Consider the following 19,353-nt stretch of genomic DNA (forward strand, 5'->3'; position numbering starts at 1 on the left):
TCGCCTCCGACGGGACCTCCTCTGGCGCCCCTCCCGTGATTGACATATCATCAAAACCGGGGGGCGGGAGGTGCGGCCGTCCCGCTGCCGACCACCGTCCGGCCGGTGGCGTCCCGTCCCGCCGCACCTCGAGGAGCCACCATGTCACAGCGCAGCACCCAGCCGTCTGAGCACAGCACCGCCGGCGCCTACGTGCATCCCGGCGAGGAGTTCAGCCGGGACACCGCCTACATCGAGGACCGGATCGTCCGCGACCCGGCGCGCGCCGACGTGCCCGAGGGGGCGCGGGCGTGGCCCGTCGAGGCCGGCCGCTACCGGCTCGTCGCCGCGCGGGCCTGCCCCTGGGCCAACCGGACCCTCATCGTGCGGCGGCTCCTGGGGCTCGAGGACGCCCTGTCGGTGGGACTGCCCGGTCCCGTCCACGACGTCCGCTCGTGGACGTTCGACCTCGACGCCGACGGCAGGGATCCGGTGCTGGGCATCGAGCGGCTCCAGGAGGCGTACTTCGCCCGCTACCCCGACTACCCGCGGGGGATCACCGTGCCGGCGGTCGTGGAGATCGCGAGCGGCCAGGTGGTGACCAACGACTTCCCCCGGATCACGGAGGACCTCGCCAAGGAGTGGGGCGCCTTCCACCGCGAGGGCGCACCCGACCTCTGGCCGGCCGACCTCGAGGACGAGATGCGCGAGGTCATGCAGCGCGTCTACACCGAGGTCAACAACGGGGTCTACCGGTGCGGCTTCGCCGGCTCCCAGCGGGCCCACGAGAAGGCCTACGAGCGGCTGTGGGCCGCCATGGACTGGCTCGAGGACCGCCTCGCGACCCGTCGCTACCTCATGGGCGAGCACATCACCGAGGCGGACGTGCGGCTGTTCACCACCCTGGTGCGCTTCGACCCGGTCTACCACTCGCACTTCAAGTGCTCGCGCAACAAGCTCACGGAGATGCCCCACCTGTGGGGCTACGCACGGGACCTCTTCCAGACGCCCGGCTTCGGCGACACCGTGGACTTCGAGCAGATCAAGCAGCACTACTTCGTGGTCCACGAGGACATCAACCCCTCGCAGATCGTGCCCGTGGGCCCCGACCTGGACAACTGGGTGTCCGCGCACGGCCGGGAGGCCCTCGGCGGCTCGCCCTTCGGCGCGGGGACCGCGCCGGGTCCCGTGCGGCTGGAGGAGAGGGTTGACGGACGTCACACGCCCCTGACCGTCTGAGCGTTCCGCAGAGTCGGCGCGCCGCCTAGACTGGACAGCTCCTACGGCCCGGGCCCGCCCGCGGGATCGGGCGCCCAGGGGCCTCCCGTCCCCGCCGCCTCCTCTCGGAAAGGACCCTCCCATGGCCCCCTACCGCAACCAGCGCGCCGCCGCGCTGCCCGCCCGCCTGTCCCGCTCCTGGCTGCTGACGTCGGCCGCCGACCCCTCCGTCTTCCCGGCGGCGCTCGCGTCCGAGGCGGACTCCGTCGTGTTCGACATCGAGGACGCCATCCCCGCCGACGGCAAGGACCAGGCCCGGCGGAACGTCGTGGAGGCCTTCGAGGCCGGGGCCAGCGCGTGGGTGCGGATCAACGACATCACGACCCCGTACTGGGAGCAGGACCTGGCCGCCCTCAGCCGGGTCGGCCACCTGCGCGGGATCATGCTGGCCAAGACGGAGCACCCCGACCACATCACCAAGACGGCCATGATGGCCCCCGCCGGCACCCCCGTCGTGGCGCTCATCGAGTCGGCCGTGGGGATCATGAACGCCAACGACATCGCCCGCGCCCCCGGGGTGTTCCGGCTCGCCTTCGGGGTCGGCGACTTCCGCCGGGACACCGGTGTCAGCGCGGACCCCATGGCGCTGGCGTTCGCGCGCTCGAGCCTCGTCGTGGCCTCCCGGGTGGGGGAGCTGCCCGGTCCCATCGACGGACCGACCCTGGGCGCCTCGGAGGAGGGGCTCGCCGAGGCGTGCGCCGTGACGCAGTCCATGGGCATGACGGGCAAGCTGTGCCTGGACCCGCAGCAGACGGACGGGATCAACCGCAACCTCGCCCCGAGCGAGCAGGAGATCACCTGGGCGCGCGAGCTCATCACGCAGCACGACTCCGGGCACGTCGTGGGCGACGGCAGCTACCTGCCGCGCCTGGCTCGGGCCCGCAAGGTCTCCGAGCTGGCGCAGACCTACGGGATCTGGAACCACTGAGCGGCCCGGGCGCTCAGCCCAGCCAGCGGGTCATGAGCTCCCGGAAGGCGGGGTCCGTCAGCGCCGCCGCCCGGTGGTGCGCGGGCACGGGGTCCCCGTCCGGGACCGACGGCACGGCCACGACCACCAGCCCTGCCGCCACGGCCGAGGTCGCACCCACCACGGAGTCCTCCACGGCCAGGGCCTCTCCCGGGGCGAAGCCCAGCCGCCGCACGGCCTCGGCGTAGATGTCCGGGGCCGGCTTGCCGCGCGGCACGTCCTCGGAGGACACCCACGTGCTGAGATGGGGGACGAAGCCGGCCTGCTCGAGCTTCACGCCCAGGATCGTGCTCGTGGAGTTGCTGGCCACCGCCACGGGCAGTCGCTCCGCGAACGCGCGCACCGTCTCGAGCGCGCCCGGAAGGGGCACGATCTGCCCCCTCAGCGTCTCCTCCTCGGTGCGGAGCACGTCGGCGTAGACCGTGGCACGGTCGGCCTGCGCGGCCTCCGCGATCGCCGTGGCGACGTCCGCCGCGGACCAGCCCATCATCCGGCGCTCCAGGGCCTCGGTGTACTCCAGCCCGTAGCTCTCGGACACGAGTCGCTGGACCTGCGCCCAGTTCGCCTCCGTGTCCATGAGGATGCCGTCGCAGTCGAAGACCACGCACGCCGGGGTCCAACCCGGTCCGGGCGCGGTCAGCTCGTGGGCGGGCGTGGGCGGGGAGGGGACGGGGGCCGGGGAAGTCGTCATGCTCCCATGGTGCCCCACCCGGGTCCGGTCGTGGCGGGCGTGTGAGCAGGGCAACTCCCAGGAGCACGCCCGGAATAACGAGCCCGGCCCGGGGTGTTGCCGCCACCGAACCCCAACGTGTCCTCCCGACGGAAGAAGCCCAGCCCTTGCCCGCCACGCCCCGCGTCCCGCTGTCCGCCCTCGACCTCGTGCCCCTGTCGGAGGGCCGCTCCGCCGCGGACGCCCTCCGCGAGGCGGTGGACCTCGCCCGCCGGCTCGACGCGTCCGGCTACACGCGCCTGTGGTACGCCGAGCACCACAACACGGAGGCGTTCGCGTCCTCCGCCACGGCGGTGCTCATCGGGCAGGCGCTCGCCGCCACGGAGCGCCTGCGTGTGGGCTCCGGTGGGATCATGCTGCCCAACCACGTCCCCCTGACCGTCGCCGAGGCCTTCGGCACGCACGCCAACCTCTACCCCGGCCGCGTGGAGCTGGGCCTGGGCCGCGCCCCGGGCACCGACATGCGCACCGCCCTCGAGCTGCGGCGGGGGCACGCCGGCCACGACACCTTCGAGGCCGACGTGCGCCGTCTGGTGCGGCTGTTCGGCGGCCAGGAGCAGGAGGTCGTCCGGGCGTCCGTGGCCCGGGGGACGGACGTTCCCCTGTGGATCCTCGGCTCCTCGACGGGCGGTGCGGAGGTCGCCGCCCGACTCGGCCTGCCCTACGCCTTCGCCTCCCACTTCGCCCCGGCCATGATCATGGACGCCATCGCCCTGTACCGGCAGCGCTTCGACCCCGACGCACCCACGGCCACGGTCGAGCGCCCGCACGTGATGGTCGCGGCGAACGTCCTCGCCGCCGACACCGACGAGGAGGCGCGGCGCCAGTTCAGCACCCACCAGCTGCTGGTCCGCGGGATCGCCCGCAACGACCGCCGGCCGCTCCAGCCGCCCGTCGAGCGCGTCGAGCTCACCGCGGCGGAGGCGGGCATGGTGCAGGAGCACCTCGCCGTCTCGGCGGTCGGCACGCCCGAACAGGTGGTCGCCGACCTCGAGCAGATCGTGGAGATCACCCGCGCCGACGAGCTGATGCTCAACAGCTACGCCCACGACCCCGAGGTGCGCGCCCGGTCCTACGAGCTCGTCGCCCGGGCCTGGTGAGCGCACCGGCCCGGCGCCGGCCGTCCCGACCGCACGACCGCCGCCCCGCGATCTCCGCCGGGCGGCAACCGCACCACGACAGGAGCACCCCCATGACCACCACCGTCCCCGCCCTCGAGGCCGTCTCCGCCGACTCCGGCTTCCGCCGCACCACGATCGAGCGCCGCCCGGTCGGCCCCCAGGACGTCGCGATCGAGATCCACTTCGCCGGCATCTGCCACTCCGACATCCACGTCGCGCGCGACGAGTGGAGCGGCACGCACTACCCCGTCACCCCGGGGCACGAGATCGTCGGCCGCGTCAGCGCCGTCGGGGAGGCCGTGACCGGCTTCGCGCCCGGCGACACGGTGGGCGTCGGCTGCTTCGTCGACTCCTGCGGCCGGTGCGAGCACTGCACCGACGGCCGGGAGCAGTTCTGCACGGAGGGCGTGACGGCCACCTACAACACGCCCCAGGCCGACGGCGCCGCCACCAAGGGCGGCTACAGCGGCGCGATCGTGGTCGACGAGCGCTTCGTCCTGCGGGTCCCCGAGGCCCTGGACCCCGCCCGGGCCGCCCCGCTGCTGTGCGCCGGGATCACCACGTACGCCCCGTTCAAGCGCTGGGGCGCCGGGCCGGGCCGGCGGGTCGCCGTCCTGGGCATGGGCGGGCTCGGCCACGTGGCCGTGAAGATCGCCGCGGCCATGGGCGCCGAGGTCACCGTCCTGAGCCAGAGCCTGTCCAAGCAGGAGGACGGCCTGGCGTTCGGTGCGACCGACTACTGGGCGACGAAGGACCCCGAGACCTTCGAGCGCAACAAGGGCCGCTTCGACCTGATCCTCAACACCGTCTCCGCGGACCTGCCCATCGAGCAGTACCTGTCCCTGCTGCGGGTCAACGGGGTGCTGTGCTCCGTGGGACTGCCCACCGAGCCGTACAGCGTCCGCCCCGGCGCCCTGATCGGCCCGCAGCGCGTGCTCACCGGGTCGATGGTCGGCGGGCTGCCCGAGCACCAGGAGATGCTCGACTTCTGCGCGGAGCACGGCGTGGAGTCCGAGATCGAGCTGATCGGCGCCGACGACGTCGACACCGCCTACGACCGGGTGGTCGCCTCGGACGTGCGGTACCGCTTCGTCATCGACGTCGCCCGCACCCTGGCGTAGCCGCGCGGATCATCAGCAGCCTGCGGCTCCGGCCGCGCTGATGGCTAGAGTGGGGGCCATGGCCGAAATCACCACCACCGACGGCGCGCTGCGCCGGCTCGCCGAGGACTACCGCGTCTCCACGACCTACGCCGGGTTCGACGGACAGGAGCGGGAGGTCCCGGAGCCGACGCTGCGCGCCGTGCTCGACGCGCTGGGCGCGGACGCCGGCGACGACGCCGCGATCGAGGCGTGCCTCGCCCAGCGGGAGCTGGCGCCCTGGCGGCGCGTCCTGCCGCCCGTGGTCGTCGCCGTCGCCGGGGAGCGCACCCGCTTCGCGGTGCACGTCCCGCACGGCTCCACGGTGCGCGTGACCCTCGTGGCGGAGGACGGCGCACGGGCCACCGCACCCCAGGTCGACAACTGGCGCTCCCCGCGCGACGTGGACGGCGTCCTCACCGGCCAGGCCACCTTCGAGGTGCCCGAGAGCCTCGCCGTGGGCTGGTACGAGGTCCGCGCCGAGTGCCCCGACGTCGACGGCGGACGCGCGGTCACGACCCCGCTGGCCGTGACCCCGCGGCGCCTGTCCAGCACCGACCGGCTGCACGGCCGGCACCGCTGGGGCTACATGGCGCAGATCTACTCGGTGACCTCCGGGCGGTCGTGGGGCGTGGGCGACGCCTCGGACCTCGCGAGCCTCGCCGCGATCTCGGGGGAGCAGGGGGCGGACTACCTGCTGGTCAACCCGCTGCACGCCGCCGAGCCCGCCCCGCCGGTGGAGCCCTCGCCGTACCTGCCGACCAGCCGCCGCTTCTTCAACCCCCTCTACCTGCGCATCGCCGAGGTCCCCGAGTACGCCTACCTGCGCCCGGCCGACCTCGAGGTGGTCAACACGCTGGCCGCGATCCAGCGCAAGGACAACCTCGACACCAGCACCATCGACCGGGACAAGGCCTACGCGGCGAAGCTGAAGAGCCTCGAGCTGCTGTTCACCGTCCGCCGCTCCCCGCACCGCCAGCAGCAGCTGCGCCGGTTCGTGGCCGAGGGCGGGCAGGGCCTGCAGGACTTCGGCCTCTGGTGCGCGCTGCGGGAGGAGCTCGGCGAGGACGCCCCCGAGTGGGACGACGTCGCGGCGGGCCCGGACGACCCGTTCGCGGTGGAGGCGCGGACCCGGCTGTCCGGCAGGATCGACTTCCACGTGTGGATGCAGTGGCTGCTGGACGAGCAGCTGGAGGCCGCCCAGCGCGCGGCGCACCTGGCCGGGATGGACATCGGCGTGATCCACGACCTCGCCGTGGGCGTGCACAAGCGGGGCGCCGACGCGTGGACCCTCCAGGACGTGCTGGCCCTGGGCGTCAGCGTGGGCGCGCCCGCGGACATGTACAACCAGAAGGGCCAGAACTGGTCCCAGCCCCCGTGGCACCCCGAGCGCCTGGCCGAGGCGGGCTATCTGCCCTGGCGGGACATGCTGCGCACGATCTTCCGGCACGCCGGCGGCATCCGGGTGGACCACGTCCTGGGCCTGTTCCGGCTGTGGTGGATCCCGGACGGCCAGGAGGCCTCGGAGGGCGCCTACGTCTACTACGACCACGAGGCGATGGTCGGCATCCTCGCGCTCGAGGCGGAGCTCGCCGGGTCTGTGGTGGTCGGGGAGGACCTGGGCACCCTCGAGCCGTGGGTGCGGGAGTACCTCGCGGATCGCGGCGTGCTGGGGACGTCGATCCTCTGGTTCGAGGTGGACGGCGACGAGCCCCTCCCGCCGGCGCAGTACCGGGAGCTGAGCATGGCCTCGGTCAGCACCCACGACTTCCCGCCCACGGCGGGCTTCCTGGAGGGCGTGCAGGTGGACGTGCGCGAGGAGCTCGGCCTGCTGGCCCGGCCCGTGGAGGAGGAGCGGGCCGAGGCGCGCCGGCAGCTCGACACGTTCTTCGCGGCCGTCGCCGCGGACGGGCTGCTCCCCGACGGGGACGCCACGGACGAGCAGGGCCTGGTCGAGGCGCTGCACCGCTACCTCGCGCAGTCCCCGGCGCTGCTGTTCAACGTCTCCCTCGTGGACGCCGTCGGCGAGCGCCGGATGCAGAACCAGCCTGGCACGGGGGACGAGTACCCCAACTGGCGCGTCCCCCTGGCCGACCAGTCGGGCAATCCGGTGCTGATCGAGCAGCTGCCGGACAACCCCCGGGCGAACTCCCTGGTGCGCGCGGTCAACGAGGCGCTCGGCAACCGGTCCCGCTTCCGGCCGGTCGGGGAGCCGGAGCAACCCCGGCACACCGACCGCACGGCGCCCTGACCGGACCCAGGGCGACCGCGCCCGCGGCATTCCCCTGCCCGGAACCGAGAGGACACCGCATGACGGAGCCGACGACGTCCCGCCCGGCCGCCGTGCCGCTCGGACCGCCCGTCCGCTACGTGGCCCTCGGCGACTCCATGACCGAGGGCGTGGGCGACCCCGACCCGGCCCGTCCCAACGGGGTGCGCGGCTGGGCCGACCTCGTGGCCGAGCAGCTGACCGCGGTCCACCCGGACACCCGCTACGCGAACCTGGCGGTCCGGGGGCGGCTGCTCCGCGGGATCGTCGAGGAGCAGCTGGAGGCGTGCCTGGCCCTGGAGCCGACCCTGGTGAGCCTCTACGCCGGCGGCAACGACATGCTGCGCCCCCGGGCGGACGTGGACGCCCTCATGGAGGTCTACGAGCAGGCGGTCGCCCGGCTGCGGGGCTCCGGCGCCCAGGTGGTGGTGTTCACGGCCTTCGACCCCGGCCGGGACGCCCCCACGTCCTGGACCCGTCCTCGGCAGGCGCTCTACAACGAGCACGTCCGGGAGATCGCCGACCGGCACGGGTGCCTGGTCCTCGACTACTGGCGGATGCGCACCCTGCAGGACTGGCGCTACTGGGCGGTGGACCGGTTGCACATGTCGACCGCGGGGCACGTGCACGTGGCCGCCGGAGTGCTCGAGCTGCTGGGCGTGGAGCACGCCCTGGAGCTGCCGCCCACCGACCGGCTGCCGGTCACGGCGAGCCCGGGCGTGCTGAAGGAGGACCTCTACTGGGCCCGCGAGTACCTGCTGCCCTGGATCGGGCGGCGGTTGCGCGGGACCTCCTCCGGGGACACGGTCGCCGCCCGCCACCCGGGGTACACGACGCTGCTGCCGCGCCCGGTGCTCCCCGCCGGTCCCGAGACCCGCCACGAGGCGGTGGCACCCGCGCAGGGGATGCGCGCGTGAGCCCGCTGGGCGCGGTGGACCCCGCCGGCGGCGCGGACCCCGCGCCCCGCACCCCGTCCCGGCCGGGCGCCACCACTGGTGCACGGCGATCGACGGCCGGCACCCGGTCGCCCGCGACCCCGGCACCGGGCCGCTCCGGCGCGGCTGATCGGGGAGTCCCCCGGTTTGCGGGGGTCCGGGGAGCCGGTAGACTGACCCGGAGCTGGTCACACCTGACGTCAGGTTGCGGGGAAGTCCGTCCGGGCCTAGACTTCAAGGCTGTCGTGTGGTGGAGTCCACCTTCCGGCACCTTGATCTTCACCGTCTTCATCGTGGCGAGGCCTTCGCCGGTTCCGGCCGCGGGCCTTACGAGAGGGCCCGGTTGGCGAACGGTGGCAATTCTGAAGGTGGCGGGACGCCCGTTGCCGCAGCTGAGTGATCATCTGCGGCACCCACTGCGTGCCGTCATTTCGTCAACATTGGAGGAGAACACTATGGCAGCGCACTGCCAGGTGACTGGAGCTCAGCCGGGCTTTGGGCACAGCATTTCGCACTCGCACCGCCGTACCAAGCGCCGGTTCGACCCGAACATCCAGAAGAAGCGGTACTGGGTGCCGTCGTTGCGCCGCAGCGTGACGCTCAACGTCAGTGCCAAGGGCATCAAGGTCATCGACGCCCGTGGCATCGATTCCGTCGTGACCGACATTCTCGCACGTGGGGAGAAGATCTAGCATGGCCAAGGACAAGGACGTTCGTCCCATCATCAAGCTGAAGTCCACCGCCGGCACCGGTTTCACCTACGTGACCCGCAAGAACCGTCGCAACGACCCGGACCGCATGGTGCTCAAGAAGTACGACCCGGTCGTCCGCAAGCACGTCGATTTCCGCGAGGAGCGCTGAATCCATGGCCAAGAAGTCCAAGATCGCCAAGAACGAGCAGCGCAAGGTCGTCGTCGCGCGCTACGCCGCGAAGCGTGCCGAGCTCAAGAAGACCCTCGTCGACGAGAACGCCACCGACGAGGCCCGCGAGGAGGCCCGCCTGGGCCTGCAGAAGCTGCCCCGGGACGCCTCCCCGGTCCGGCTGCGCAACCGGGACCAGATCGACGGCCGCCCCCGCGGCACCCTCCAGAAGTTCGGCATCTCCCGCGTCCGGTTCCGCGACATGGCTCACCGCGGCGAACTGCCCGGCATCACCAAGTCCAGCTGGTAATTTCTGACGCAGGAGCGCGATCGGTCCCCCGTGCCGCGCTTCCCCACGACCCCAAGTCCAGGAGGACATGAACATGGCTAAGAACCGCAGTGAACTCGTCGCAGAGGTCGCCGAGAAGGCCGGCACCACCAACGCCGCCGTCAACGGCGTCCTGGACGCGATGTTCCAGGTCTTCGAGGAGTCCGTCTCCGCCGGCGAGAAGATCACCATCCCGGGCTGGCTGGCCGTCGAGCGCACCGACCGTGCCGCTCGCACGGGCCGCAACCCCCAGACCGGCGAGACCATCGAGATCCCGGCCGGCCACGGCGTCAAGCTGACCGCTGGTTCCAAGCTCAAGGCGGCTGTGTCCAAGAAGTAAGGACACCCGCGGGTCCGTTCCGGACCCTGTCCCATGGCTTCGTCCGAAGGGGCGGCCCCCGCGCAGGGGCCGCCCCTTCGGCGTCCCCGGGTCCTGCGCGGGAGGCGCCGAGCCCCCGGGCGTGACCGTGAGCGTGCCCGCGGGGGCGCAATTGGTCCGGCGCCGGGGGCCGTGCGCATAATGGGAGCACCGAGCCGAGCGGCCGGCGACGAGACGGGAGGTGCGGCGTGAGCCCACGTGCACGGCGCCTCGCCCGCGGCTGGGCCGGAGCGTCCATCGCCACCTCGGCCGCCGTGCTCTCCCATGCGGCCGCCGGCGGGCAGGCCCCGCCCGCGGTGCTCGTCCTCCTGTCCCTGACCCTGTCCGGGCCGCTGTGCATGGCCCTCGCCGGCCGGGTGCTGTCCCGGTCGTCCCTGCTGCTGGGCGTGCTGCTCAGCCAGTCCGTGCTGCACGCCCTGTTCGCGGGCTCCGGAGGCGTCGGCACGGTGGCCGGCACGACCCACCCCTCCCTGCACCACACCGCTCAGCACGGGGGCGGTCCCGCTCTCGTGCTGGAGGTCCAGTCCCACGCCGGGCACGGCGGGACCGCGATGCTCGTCTCCCACGTGCTGGCCGCGCTGGCCGCCTACGTGCTCATGCGCCACGGAGAGGTCGCGGCCGTGGTCCTGCTGGAGGCGCTCCGGCTGCGCGTGCGCCGCCGGTGGCAGCTCCCGCCGGCTCCCGTGGTCGTCGGCCGGCCGCGCGCCGTGCGGGCCGGGCGCCCGCACGTGCTGACCGATCAGACGCTGCTGCGTCCCGTGCGCTCCCACCGCGGGCCGCCGCGCGCCCGCCGTCGACCCCTGCTGCCGGTCCTCTTCCCGGGACCCGCCACGCTGCCCGCCGGCTGAGCCGGCCGGTCGCGGGGCGCCGACCGGGGCGCGAACCCCGGCAGGAGGTCCGACGGCCCGAGCACGCCGCCCGGCCGTCCCGGCCCGGCGGCCCGGCCCACCGCCGCCCGGCCCCCGAGGAGACCTCATGCCCATGCCCACCATCCGACGCACCGCCGCCCTGCTGGCCGCCGGTGCTCTCACGGTCCTGCCCCTGCTGCCCGCCTCTGCGCACGACGAGCTCACCGCCGTCTCGCCCGAGCCCGACTCCGTCCTGACCACCGCGCCGGAGGAGCTCGAGCTCACCTTCTCCGGCGAGGTCATGGACATCGGCCACCAGGTCCTGGTCACCGACTCCGAGGGGCGCTCCGTGACGGAGGGCCCGCTCGAGCCGGAGGGGAACCGGATCGTCCAGCCCCTGACCGGCGCGGGGACGGAGGACGAGACCTACCGCGTCGTCTGGCGCGTCGTCTCCAGCGACGGGCACCCCATCGAGGGGACGTTCAGCTACGACGTCGGCTCCGGCGGCGAGCCCACGGCGGAGCCGAGCGCCGCGGTGGAGGACTCCGCCCAGCGCGCCCAGGACGCCGCGGACCGTGCCTCGTCCGGGGACGTCCCGCTCTGGCTCGTCGCCGTCGCCGGCGGGGCCGTGGCCCTCGCCGTGCTCGGCCTGGTGAGCCTCGTCTCGCGCCGGCGCCGCAAGGGCTGAACCGGCGGGGACCGTCCCGGTCCTGCACCGTCCGACCCGCCACCCGCCGGGCGCTCGCTGCGCCCCCCGGGGCCGCCGCGCACCCCTCTTCGCGCGCCTTGCGCCGCGCACCCCTCTTCGCGCGCCTTGCGCCGCGCACCCCTCTCCGCGCGCCTTGCGCCGCGCACCCCTCTCCGCGCGCCTTGCGCCGCGCACCCCTCTCCGCGCGTCCTTCGCCGCGCGCCCTCTTCCCACGATCCCAGGAGCACCCGTGCCCACCTCCCTGTCCAGATCCCTGCCCATCTCCCTGCCCATCGCACTGCTGCGGGCCACCACCGTCCTCGCCGTCGGCGCCATCGCGCTCACGGGGTGCACGTCCTCCGCCCAGGAGGTGGCACCGGCCGCCGCGTCCACGTCCGCCTCCGGCAGCCCGTCCCCGCACGACGCCGGGGGCACCGTCGCGCAGGAACCGCTCACCGTGGAGCAGCCCTGGGCGAAGGCCGGCTCCGCCGGGGGCATGACCGGGGTCTTCGGCACCCTCGTCAACGAGGGCGACGCCCCGGTCGTGCTCACCGGCGCGTCCGCCGCGGGTGTCGCCGGTGCGGTCGAGCTGCACGAGACCGTGCTCGACCCCGAGACCGGCAGCACGGTCATGCAGCGGATGCAGGACCCGGTCGGCATCGCGCCGGGGGAGTCCTACGCCCTCGAGCCCGGGGCGGACCACATCATGCTCCTGGACCTGCGGTGCGAGATCCGTGCCGGGGACGAGCTCGAGCTCGTCCTCCGCTTCGAGGGCGGGGCCGAGCAGACGCTCACGGCGGCCGTCCGCGACTACGCGGGCGCCCAGGAGGAGTACAACCCGGGCCACGGCGAGGGCCACGGCGAGGGCCACAGCCAGGGTGACAGCGGGGGCGACAGCCAGGGTGACAGCGGGGGGCACGCCGGGGACCACAGGACCGGGAGCGGCACGGGGCCGTCCGCAGGGCCCGTGCCGGCGGCGGACCTGCCGGGCTGCCGTGGGTGAGGCCAGTGGCCTGAACCGGCGGCGCCTGCTCGTGGCGGGCGGCGCCGCCGGCGTCGGTGCCGCCTCGGCCCTGGGCCTGGAGTCGGCCCGCCGCGCCGGGGCCCTCGCCCCGGCGCCGCAGGCGGAACGGGCGACACCGCAGGGGCACGGGCAGGCAACCGAGCCCTTCCACGGGCCCCGGCAGGCCGGGGTGGCGACCGCGCCCCAGGCGTTCGCCGCCTTCGTGGCGCTGGACTTCCACCGGGACACCACCCGGGACGCGGTGCGGCGCCTGCTGCGGGTGCTCTCCGAGGACGCCGCCGCCCTGACCCGGGGCAGGGCTCCGGTCGCCGACCAGGAGCCGTGGCTCGCCGTGAACCCCGCGCGGCTCACGGTCACCCTCGGCTTCGGGCCGCGGCTGCTCGGACTGGCCGCCCCGGACCGAGCGCCGGCCTGGCTGCGCCCCCTGCCGTCGTTCTCGATCGACCGGCTCGAGGAGCGGTGGAGCGACGGCGACCTGCTGCTGCAGCTCTGCGCCGACGACCGGCTGACCGTCGCGCACGCCCAGCGGGTGCTGCTCAAGGCCTCGCGCTCCTTCGCCGCCGTGCGCTGGGTGCAGGACGGCTTCCGGCACACCGTGGGCTCCGTCCCCGACGGGCAGAGCATGCGCAACCTCTTCGGCCAGGTGGACGGCACCGTCAACCCCCGGGCCGGCAGCGAGGAGTTCGAGCGGGTGGTCCACGGCCGGGACGGCTTCACGCCGTGGATCCAGGACGGCACGGCTCTGGTCGTCCGCCGGATCGCCATGAACCTGGACACCTGGGACGAGGCGGACACACCGGCGCGCGAGGACGCCGTCGGGCGGCGCCTGCGCGACGGCGCCCCGCTGACGGGCGGCGCCGAGCACGACGAGCCGGATCTCGCGGCGCGGGGCCCGCTGGGCTTCCCCGTCATCGCCGACTACGCCCACGTGCGCCGCTCCCGCTCGGAGGACCCCCGGGAGCGGATCCACCGGAGGGTCTACAACTACGACCTGCCCGTCGCGGACGCCTCGGGCGCGCGGGGACGGGGCGCGACCACCGGAGGGGTCAGCGACGCGGGGATGGTCTTCGCGGCGTACTGCTCGGACGTCGACCGCCAGTTCGTCCCGATCCAGCGCCGGCTCGACGAGCTGGACATGCTCAACGCCTGGACCACGCCAGTGGGGTCCGCGGTGTTCGCCGTGCCCCCGGGCTGCGCCGAGGGAGGGTTCGTGGGGGACGTGCTCTTCGGGGACTGAGACCCGCCCCTGTGGGGTCCGGCACACGCGCACGGGCGAGCGCGCGCGGAGAGGGACAATGGAGACGGGCCGCCCCGTCGTCGTGGGGCGGATGAAGGAGACTGATCATGAGTTCGAGGACGGCCGAGCGCGCCGACCACGGCACCGCCGCCCGGCCGGGCGGCCGGGGGATCGACCCCTGGTGGCTCGCGGCCGTGCCGGTCGTGGCCCTCACGTCGCTCGTCGTGGCGATGCTGTGGACCGGGTCCGGCGCGGCCCGGCTCGCCGCCGACCCCGGGGCACTGGTCCGCTGGGGGCTGCCCGCCGCCGAGCTCGCGCACAACGGCGCGCTGGTGGTGGTCATGGGCGCCCTGCTGTTCGCGGTGGGCGTCGTGCCGACCACCCTCGACGGGCGCCGCCGGGGCGCCCGGGACCGGGCGGCCGCCCCCGAGCACCCCCTGTTCGGCAGCACGATGCGCCTCGCCGAGGCCGCGGCCGTGGTCTGGACCGTGGCCGCCGTGGCCGTGCTCGTCCTGTCCTACTCCGACGTCGCGGGCGTGCCCGTGGGCGGGGACGGGACCTACACCCAGCAGCTGCTGCACTACACCACGGACATCCCCACGGGGCAGGCCCAGGCGGCGATCGTGGTGGTGGCCGCCGTCGTGACCACCCTGGTCTTCGGGATCCGGTCGCTGCTCGGGCTGCTGCTGACCCTGGCCCTGTCCTGCGCGGCCCTCGTCGCCATGGCCCTCAACGGGCACTCCGCCGGTGGCAACGACCACATGGGCGCCGTCAACTCCCTGGGCCTGCACCTGCTCGGCGCGGGGCTGTGGACGGGAGGGCTCGTGGTGCTCGCCTGGCTCTCCCCGCAGCTGAGCGCTCCGGACGCCGGCACCGGCACCCTGCCCGAGGGCGCCGTCCGGGGCCGTCCGTCGGCCGGTTCGCGGCGGCGCGTGCCGATCGCGGCGGTGGTCCTGCGCCGCTTCTCCGCGGTCGCCCTCGGCGCCTTCCTCCTCGTCCTGTTCTCCGGGACGGTCAACGCGGCCGTGCGCATCGGCTCCTGGGAGCAGCTCTTCAGCGGCTACGGGTGGCTCGTGCTGGTCAAGGCCGTCCTGACGCTGGGTCTGGGCCTCGCGGGCCTCGCCCACCGCCGGTGGCTGGTGCCCGCGCTCGAGGCCGGCCGGCTCACGGCCCGCCGCGCCGTGTGGCAGCTCGTGCTGGGGGAGCTGCTGGTGATGGGCGCCGTCATGGGCGTCGCGGTGGCCCTGTCCCGGACGGCCCCGCCGGTGCCCGAGGAGATCGCCCCGGACGCCTCCCCGGCGCTGATCCTGACCTGGTACGAGCTGCCGCCCGAGCCCACCGCGGCCTCGTGGTTCACCACGTGGCGCGTCGACTGGCTGTGGCTCGCGGTGTGCGTGTTCCTCGCGGTCGTCTACCTGTGGGCGTTCGCGCGCGTGCGCGGGCGCCGGGACTCCTGGTCCGTGCTGCGCACCCTCTCGTGGCTCACCGGGCTCGGGGTGCTGTTCTACGTCACCTCGGGCGGGTTCGCCGTCTACGGTCGCGTCCTGTTCTCGGCGCACATGGTCGAGCACATGGCGCTGACCATGGTCGTGCCGATCTTCCTGGTCCTGGGCGCGCCGATCACCCTGCTGCTCAAGGCCCTGGAGTCCCGCCCGGACGGCACCCGCGGGCCCCGCGAGTGGATCCTGCGGCTCGTGCACTCCGGGTTCGGCAAGGTCGTGACCCACCCGATCTTCGCCGCCGTGAACTTCGCCGGGTCCATCGTGGTCTTCTACTTCACCCCGCTGTTCCACTTCACGCTGCACTACCACGTGGGCCACGTGCTCATGGTCGTGCACTTCCTGATCACCGGGTACCTGTTCATGCTCGTGCTGATCGGCGTGGACCCCATCCCGTACCGCCCCGGTCACATGATGCGGCTCGTGCTGCTGCTGGCCACGATGGTCTACCACGCCTTCGTGGGGGTGGCGCTCATGGGCTCCGACACCCTGCTGCAGGCCTCCTGGTTCGGCAACACCGGCCGGGACTGGGGGCGCACCGCGATCGAGGACCAGCAGGTCGGCGGAGCCCTCATGTGGGGGATCGGCGAGTTCCCCACCGTCGTCGTCGCCGTCGTCGTCGCGATCATGTGGGCGATGGAGGGCACGAAGGAGAACCGCCGTGCGGACCGCAAGGCCGACCGCACGGACGACGCCGAGCTCAAGGCCTACAACGAGATGATGGCCGGGCTCGCGGAGCGCGACGACCGCGCCGCCCGGCGCTGAGCCCCGGCCGCCCGTCCCACCTCCCGGCCCGATCCGGCCCTCCCGGTCCCGCTCCCGCTCCACACCCTCCTGCTCCGCCCCGTCCCGCTCCGCCCCGAAAGGATCCCCACCCATGCGCCTCACCTCCCGCGTCCGCGCCTCCGAGCTGCAGGGCCGCGCCTGGCTCAACACCGGCGGCAAGGACCTCGACCTCGCCGCCCTGCGCGGCAAGGTCGTGGTCCTGGACTTCTGGTCCTTCTGCTGCATCAACTGCCTGCACGTGCTCGACGAGCTGCGCCCCCTCGAGGAGCGCTTCTCCGACGTCCTCGTCACGGTGGGCGTGCACTCCCCGAAGTTCGAGCACGAGGCCGACCCGGACGCACTGGCGGCCGCCGTGGACCGCTACGAGGTCCACCACCCCGTGCTCGACGACCCCGAGCTGACCACCTGGGACGCCTACACGGCCCGTGCGTGGCCCACCCTCGTGGTCGTGGACCCGGAGGGCTACATCGTGGCCCACCTCTCGGGGGAGGGACACGTCCAGGGCCTCGTCCCCCTCGTGGAGGAGCTCGTGGCCGAGCACGAGGCCCGGGGCACCCTGCACCGCGGCGACGGGCCGTACGTGCCCCGGCCCGCGCCCGAGGGGGACCTCCGGTTCCCGGGCAAGGTGCTGCCCCTGCCGGACGGCTCGTTCCTCGTCTCCGACACGGGCCACCACCGCCTCGTCCAGCTGGACAACGACCTCGAGACCGTCCGGCGGGTGATCGGCGCGGGGAAGGGCCACGCGGACGGCGACCCGGGGACAGCGCGCTTCACCGAGCCCCAGGGGCTCACCCTGCTGCCCGAGGAGGTGCGCGCGGCGGCCGGCTACGACGTGGTCGTGGCCGACTCCGTCAACCACCGGCTCCGCGGTGTGGACCTCGCCACCGGGCAGGTGCGCACGGTGGCCGGCAACGGGGTGCAGCGGCTGCTGGACGAGGAGCGCGCCCGCGGGGCGGAGCCGAACCACATCGACCCCGACGCCGACCCGCTGGACGTGGCGCTGTCCTCCCCGTGGGACGTCGTGTGGTCCGCGCGGGCCGACCGGCTCGTGGTGGCCATGGCGGGCACCCACCAGCTGTTCTCCTTCGACCCGCGGACCGGCCGGCTCGCCGTGCTCGCGGGCACGGGTGACGAGGGGCTCAAGGACGGGCCGGCCGCCGAGGCATGGTTCGCGCAGTCCTCGGGGCTCGCGGAGGACCACGAGGGCAACGTGTGGATCGCCGACTCGGAGACCTCCGCCCTGCGCGTGCTGCGGTTCGACGACGACGGGGCCGTCGCGGTCGAGACCGCCGTGGGCGAGGGGCTGTTCGACTTCGGCTTCCGCGACGGCGACGCCGGCGGGGCCCGCCTGCAGCACTGCCTCGGCGTGGCCCAGCTGCCCGACGGGTCGGTGGCCGTGGCGGACACCTACAACGGCGCCGTGCGCCACTACGACCCCCGGACCCGGCAGGTGGCCACCCTGGCCCGCGGCCTGGCCGAGCCCTCCGACGTGCTGCTGGACGTGTCGGGGGAGGAGCCGCTGCTCGTCGTCGTCGAGGCCAACGCCCACCGCCTGGTGCGCGTGCCGATCCCCGCCGCCGCCCAGCGCGTCGACGAGGGGGCCGCGCGGACCCAGCGCGCGCGCACGAAGCTGGCCCCGGGCGCGCTCGCGATCGAGGTGCGCTTCGCGGCGCCGACCGGACAGAAGCTCGACGACCGGTGGGGCGACCCGACGCAGCTGAAGATCTCGTCCTCGCCCGAGGCGGCGCTCGTCGAGGGCGCCGGCACGGCCCAGGGCCTGCGCCGGCAGCTCGTGCTGGCGGACGGCGTCACCGAGGGCGTCCTGCACATCACCGCGCGCGCCGCGGCGTGCGACGGCGAGCCGGGCGGGGAGATCCCCGACCACGCGGCGTGCCACCTCTACCAGCAGGACTGGGGCATCCCCTTCGTGCTGGACGCCGAGGGGGAGGCCGAACTGGTCCTGGACCTGCGCGGCGTCAACTGAGCGGGTCGACCGGGCCCGGCCGGCGGAGCGGTGCCGACAGAGCGGCAACGGCGGAGCAGGGCCGACCGGGTGGCGACGGCTCGACGAGGTCGACAGGGCGGCAACGGCGGAGCAGGGCCGACCGGGCGGCGCCGGCCGACGGAGGGCGACCGGGCGGTGCCCCGTGCGGCGGGCTCAGCCTCGCGGGACGACCCGCACCGTCGAGCCGTCGATGGTGAGATCGGCGGCGACCTCGAACGGCACGGTGCGCTCGAGCCGTTCGACGTCCCCGGTGAACAGGTCGAGGGAGTCGAAGGCGATCCGCGCGGTGCCCCGCGCGGGCTCCAGGGCCCAGCCCCTGCCGCCCTCGGAGCCCACGACGATCTCCGGGTCCGGGTAGGACTCGATCGTCCACTCCACGTCCCCGGCGACCCGCCCGTCGAACTCGAAGGAGAACGGGCAGCCGGACGGGAAGAGGCTGCTCTGCCCGGCGCAGCCGTCGAGGTGCTCCTTCAGCTGCCGGTCCACCTCCTGCTCGAGGGCCTCGGTCGGCCGGGCCTCCAGGACGATCTCCGCCTGCTGGCCCGGATCGGTCAGCACCGTGCGCACCGGTTCGGCCGCCACGAGCTCGGACGTGTAGGAGGCCGTGTAGGCGCCCGGGAAGAACGCGGAGAACTCCCCGGAGGACTCCGGCAGAGCCACGGACATACCGTTCACGTCCACCGAGGTGGCCCCCGGCAGGCTGACCGTCACCGTGGGCAGCGGGGTCTCGTCGAACGCCCACACGGTGAAGAAGCCCCACTGGGTGTCCACGGGGTGCAGGGCGAACTCGGAGCTGTGCCGCTCGCCGTCGAGGGTGTAGTCCGCGCGCACCACGGCCCGCTCGCCGTCGTCCGAGACGGTGGAGACCTCGAGGTCCTCGAGGTCCTCGGCCGAGGCCTCCAGCGGCTCGCCGTCGAGCATCGCCGCGTTCGCGTCCGGGACGCGGGCGTTGAGCAGCCCCAGGGCCTCGCCCCCGTCCCCGTCCCGCAGGTCCTCGAAGTAGGCCCGCACGTCCGTCTCCGGGCCGTACATGTACTTGTTGACCAAGGCGATGGTGACGGCGGCGGCCGCCACCCCGAGCAGCACGAGGAACAGCCAGGCCCCGAGGGCCTTCAGCACGCGGACGTTGGACTCCATCCGATCACGCTAACCGATCGGCTCCCGGCCTGCGCGTGCACCGGGCCGGAGGAGCCCGCCCGGAAGGCACGGGTCGTCCCGGACGGGTACGCTTCGTGCCGCACCCCTTCCCGCATCCGATCCCGTTCCCGTCCCTGTTCCCG

At 74.2% G+C, this 19,353-nt stretch carries 18 protein-coding genes; 16 read left to right on the plus strand and 2 right to left on the minus strand.

What is annotated here, in order from left to right; genetic code table 11:
- Nucleotides 1-141 precede the first annotated feature (141 nt).
- The gene (locus ACFYE3_RS01690; protein WP_387605384.1) at nt 142-1,218 is read left to right on the plus strand and encodes a glutathione S-transferase family protein; all 1,077 of its coding nucleotides are present in this window, start codon (nt 142-144) and stop codon (nt 1,216-1,218) included.
- A 121-nt stretch (nt 1,219-1,339) separates the two neighbouring features.
- On the plus strand, nt 1,340-2,185 hold the full coding sequence (locus tag ACFYE3_RS01695) for an HpcH/HpaI aldolase/citrate lyase family protein (protein WP_387605382.1): 846 nt from the start codon (nt 1,340-1,342) through the stop codon (nt 2,183-2,185).
- Between the two features lie 13 nt (nt 2,186-2,198).
- Here the strand turns inward: ACFYE3_RS01695 and ACFYE3_RS01700 are convergent, their stop codons facing one another.
- Nucleotides 2,199-2,915, minus strand: a complete 717-nt coding sequence (locus ACFYE3_RS01700) for an HAD family hydrolase (protein ID WP_387605381.1) — start codon at nt 2,913-2,915, stop codon at nt 2,199-2,201.
- Nucleotides 2,916-3,061: 146 nt separating this feature from the next.
- Here ACFYE3_RS01700 and ACFYE3_RS01705 point away from each other — a divergent pair, with 146 nt between their 5' ends.
- From ACFYE3_RS01705 to ACFYE3_RS01770, 14 genes are all read left to right on the plus strand, one after another.
- Complete coding sequence (locus ACFYE3_RS01705; protein WP_387605378.1) at nt 3,062-4,054, plus strand: LLM class flavin-dependent oxidoreductase; 993 nt, start codon at nt 3,062-3,064, stop codon at nt 4,052-4,054.
- Nucleotides 4,055-4,146: 92 nt separating this feature from the next.
- Entirely contained in the window at nt 4,147-5,196 is a 1,050-nt protein-coding gene (locus ACFYE3_RS01710; protein WP_387605377.1) for an NAD(P)-dependent alcohol dehydrogenase, read from the plus strand.
- Between the two features lie 58 nt (nt 5,197-5,254).
- A complete protein-coding gene (malQ, locus tag ACFYE3_RS01715) occupies nt 5,255-7,465 on the plus strand; it encodes a 4-alpha-glucanotransferase (protein WP_387605375.1) in 2,211 nt (736 codons plus the stop codon).
- A gap of 59 nt (nt 7,466-7,524) precedes the next feature.
- Entirely contained in the window at nt 7,525-8,400 is an 876-nt protein-coding gene (locus ACFYE3_RS01720) for an SGNH/GDSL hydrolase family protein (RefSeq protein WP_387605373.1), read from the plus strand.
- Nucleotides 8,401-8,873: 473 nt separating this feature from the next.
- A complete protein-coding gene (rpmB, locus tag ACFYE3_RS01725) occupies nt 8,874-9,110 on the plus strand; it encodes a 50S ribosomal protein L28 (protein WP_017832643.1) in 237 nt (78 codons plus the stop codon).
- A 1-nt stretch (nt 9,111) separates the two neighbouring features.
- Nucleotides 9,112-9,279 carry a 50S ribosomal protein L33 gene (rpmG, locus tag ACFYE3_RS01730; protein ID WP_017832642.1) on the plus strand — a complete coding sequence of 56 codons (168 nt, stop codon included), beginning with the start codon at nt 9,112-9,114 and terminating at the stop codon, nt 9,277-9,279.
- Nucleotides 9,280-9,283: 4 nt separating this feature from the next.
- Nucleotides 9,284-9,589, plus strand: a complete 306-nt coding sequence (rpsN, locus tag ACFYE3_RS01735) for a 30S ribosomal protein S14 (protein WP_368821291.1) — start codon at nt 9,284-9,286, stop codon at nt 9,587-9,589.
- A 73-nt stretch (nt 9,590-9,662) separates the two neighbouring features.
- Complete coding sequence (locus ACFYE3_RS01740) at nt 9,663-9,947, plus strand: HU family DNA-binding protein (RefSeq protein WP_031282576.1); 285 nt, start codon at nt 9,663-9,665, stop codon at nt 9,945-9,947.
- Between the two features lie 227 nt (nt 9,948-10,174).
- A complete protein-coding gene (locus tag ACFYE3_RS01745) occupies nt 10,175-10,834 on the plus strand; it encodes a hypothetical protein (protein ID WP_387605371.1) in 660 nt (219 codons plus the stop codon).
- 133 nt (nt 10,835-10,967) lie between these two features.
- Nucleotides 10,968-11,522 (plus strand): copper resistance CopC family protein, encoded by a 555-nt coding sequence (locus ACFYE3_RS01750; protein WP_387605369.1) that lies wholly within the window; start codon nt 10,968-10,970, stop codon nt 11,520-11,522.
- 250 nt (nt 11,523-11,772) lie between these two features.
- Entirely contained in the window at nt 11,773-12,525 is a 753-nt protein-coding gene (locus ACFYE3_RS01755) for a copper chaperone PCu(A)C (RefSeq protein WP_387605366.1), read from the plus strand.
- Nucleotides 12,518-13,783 (plus strand): Dyp-type peroxidase, encoded by a 1,266-nt coding sequence (locus ACFYE3_RS01760; protein WP_387605364.1) that lies wholly within the window; start codon nt 12,518-12,520, stop codon nt 13,781-13,783. The genes ACFYE3_RS01755 and ACFYE3_RS01760 overlap by 8 nt, the downstream gene beginning before the upstream one ends.
- Before the next feature lie 107 nt (nt 13,784-13,890).
- Nucleotides 13,891-16,047 (plus strand): cytochrome c oxidase assembly protein, encoded by a 2,157-nt coding sequence (locus ACFYE3_RS01765; RefSeq protein ID WP_387605362.1) that lies wholly within the window; start codon nt 13,891-13,893, stop codon nt 16,045-16,047.
- Nucleotides 16,048-16,159: 112 nt separating this feature from the next.
- Complete coding sequence (locus tag ACFYE3_RS01770; RefSeq protein WP_387605360.1) at nt 16,160-18,052, plus strand: NHL domain-containing thioredoxin family protein; 1,893 nt, start codon at nt 16,160-16,162, stop codon at nt 18,050-18,052.
- A 174-nt stretch (nt 18,053-18,226) separates the two neighbouring features.
- On the opposite strand, the gene ACFYE3_RS01775 is transcribed toward ACFYE3_RS01770, so the two are convergent.
- Nucleotides 18,227-19,210 carry a hypothetical protein gene (locus ACFYE3_RS01775; protein WP_387605358.1) on the minus strand — a complete coding sequence of 328 codons (984 nt, stop codon included), beginning with the start codon at nt 19,208-19,210 and terminating at the stop codon, nt 18,227-18,229.
- Between the last annotated feature and the right edge of the window lie 143 nt (nt 19,211-19,353).

It is taken from the genome of Kocuria arenosa (genome assembly GCF_042879215.1).
In the GTDB taxonomy this organism is placed as follows: domain Bacteria; phylum Actinomycetota; class Actinomycetes; order Actinomycetales; family Micrococcaceae; genus Kocuria; species Kocuria arenosa.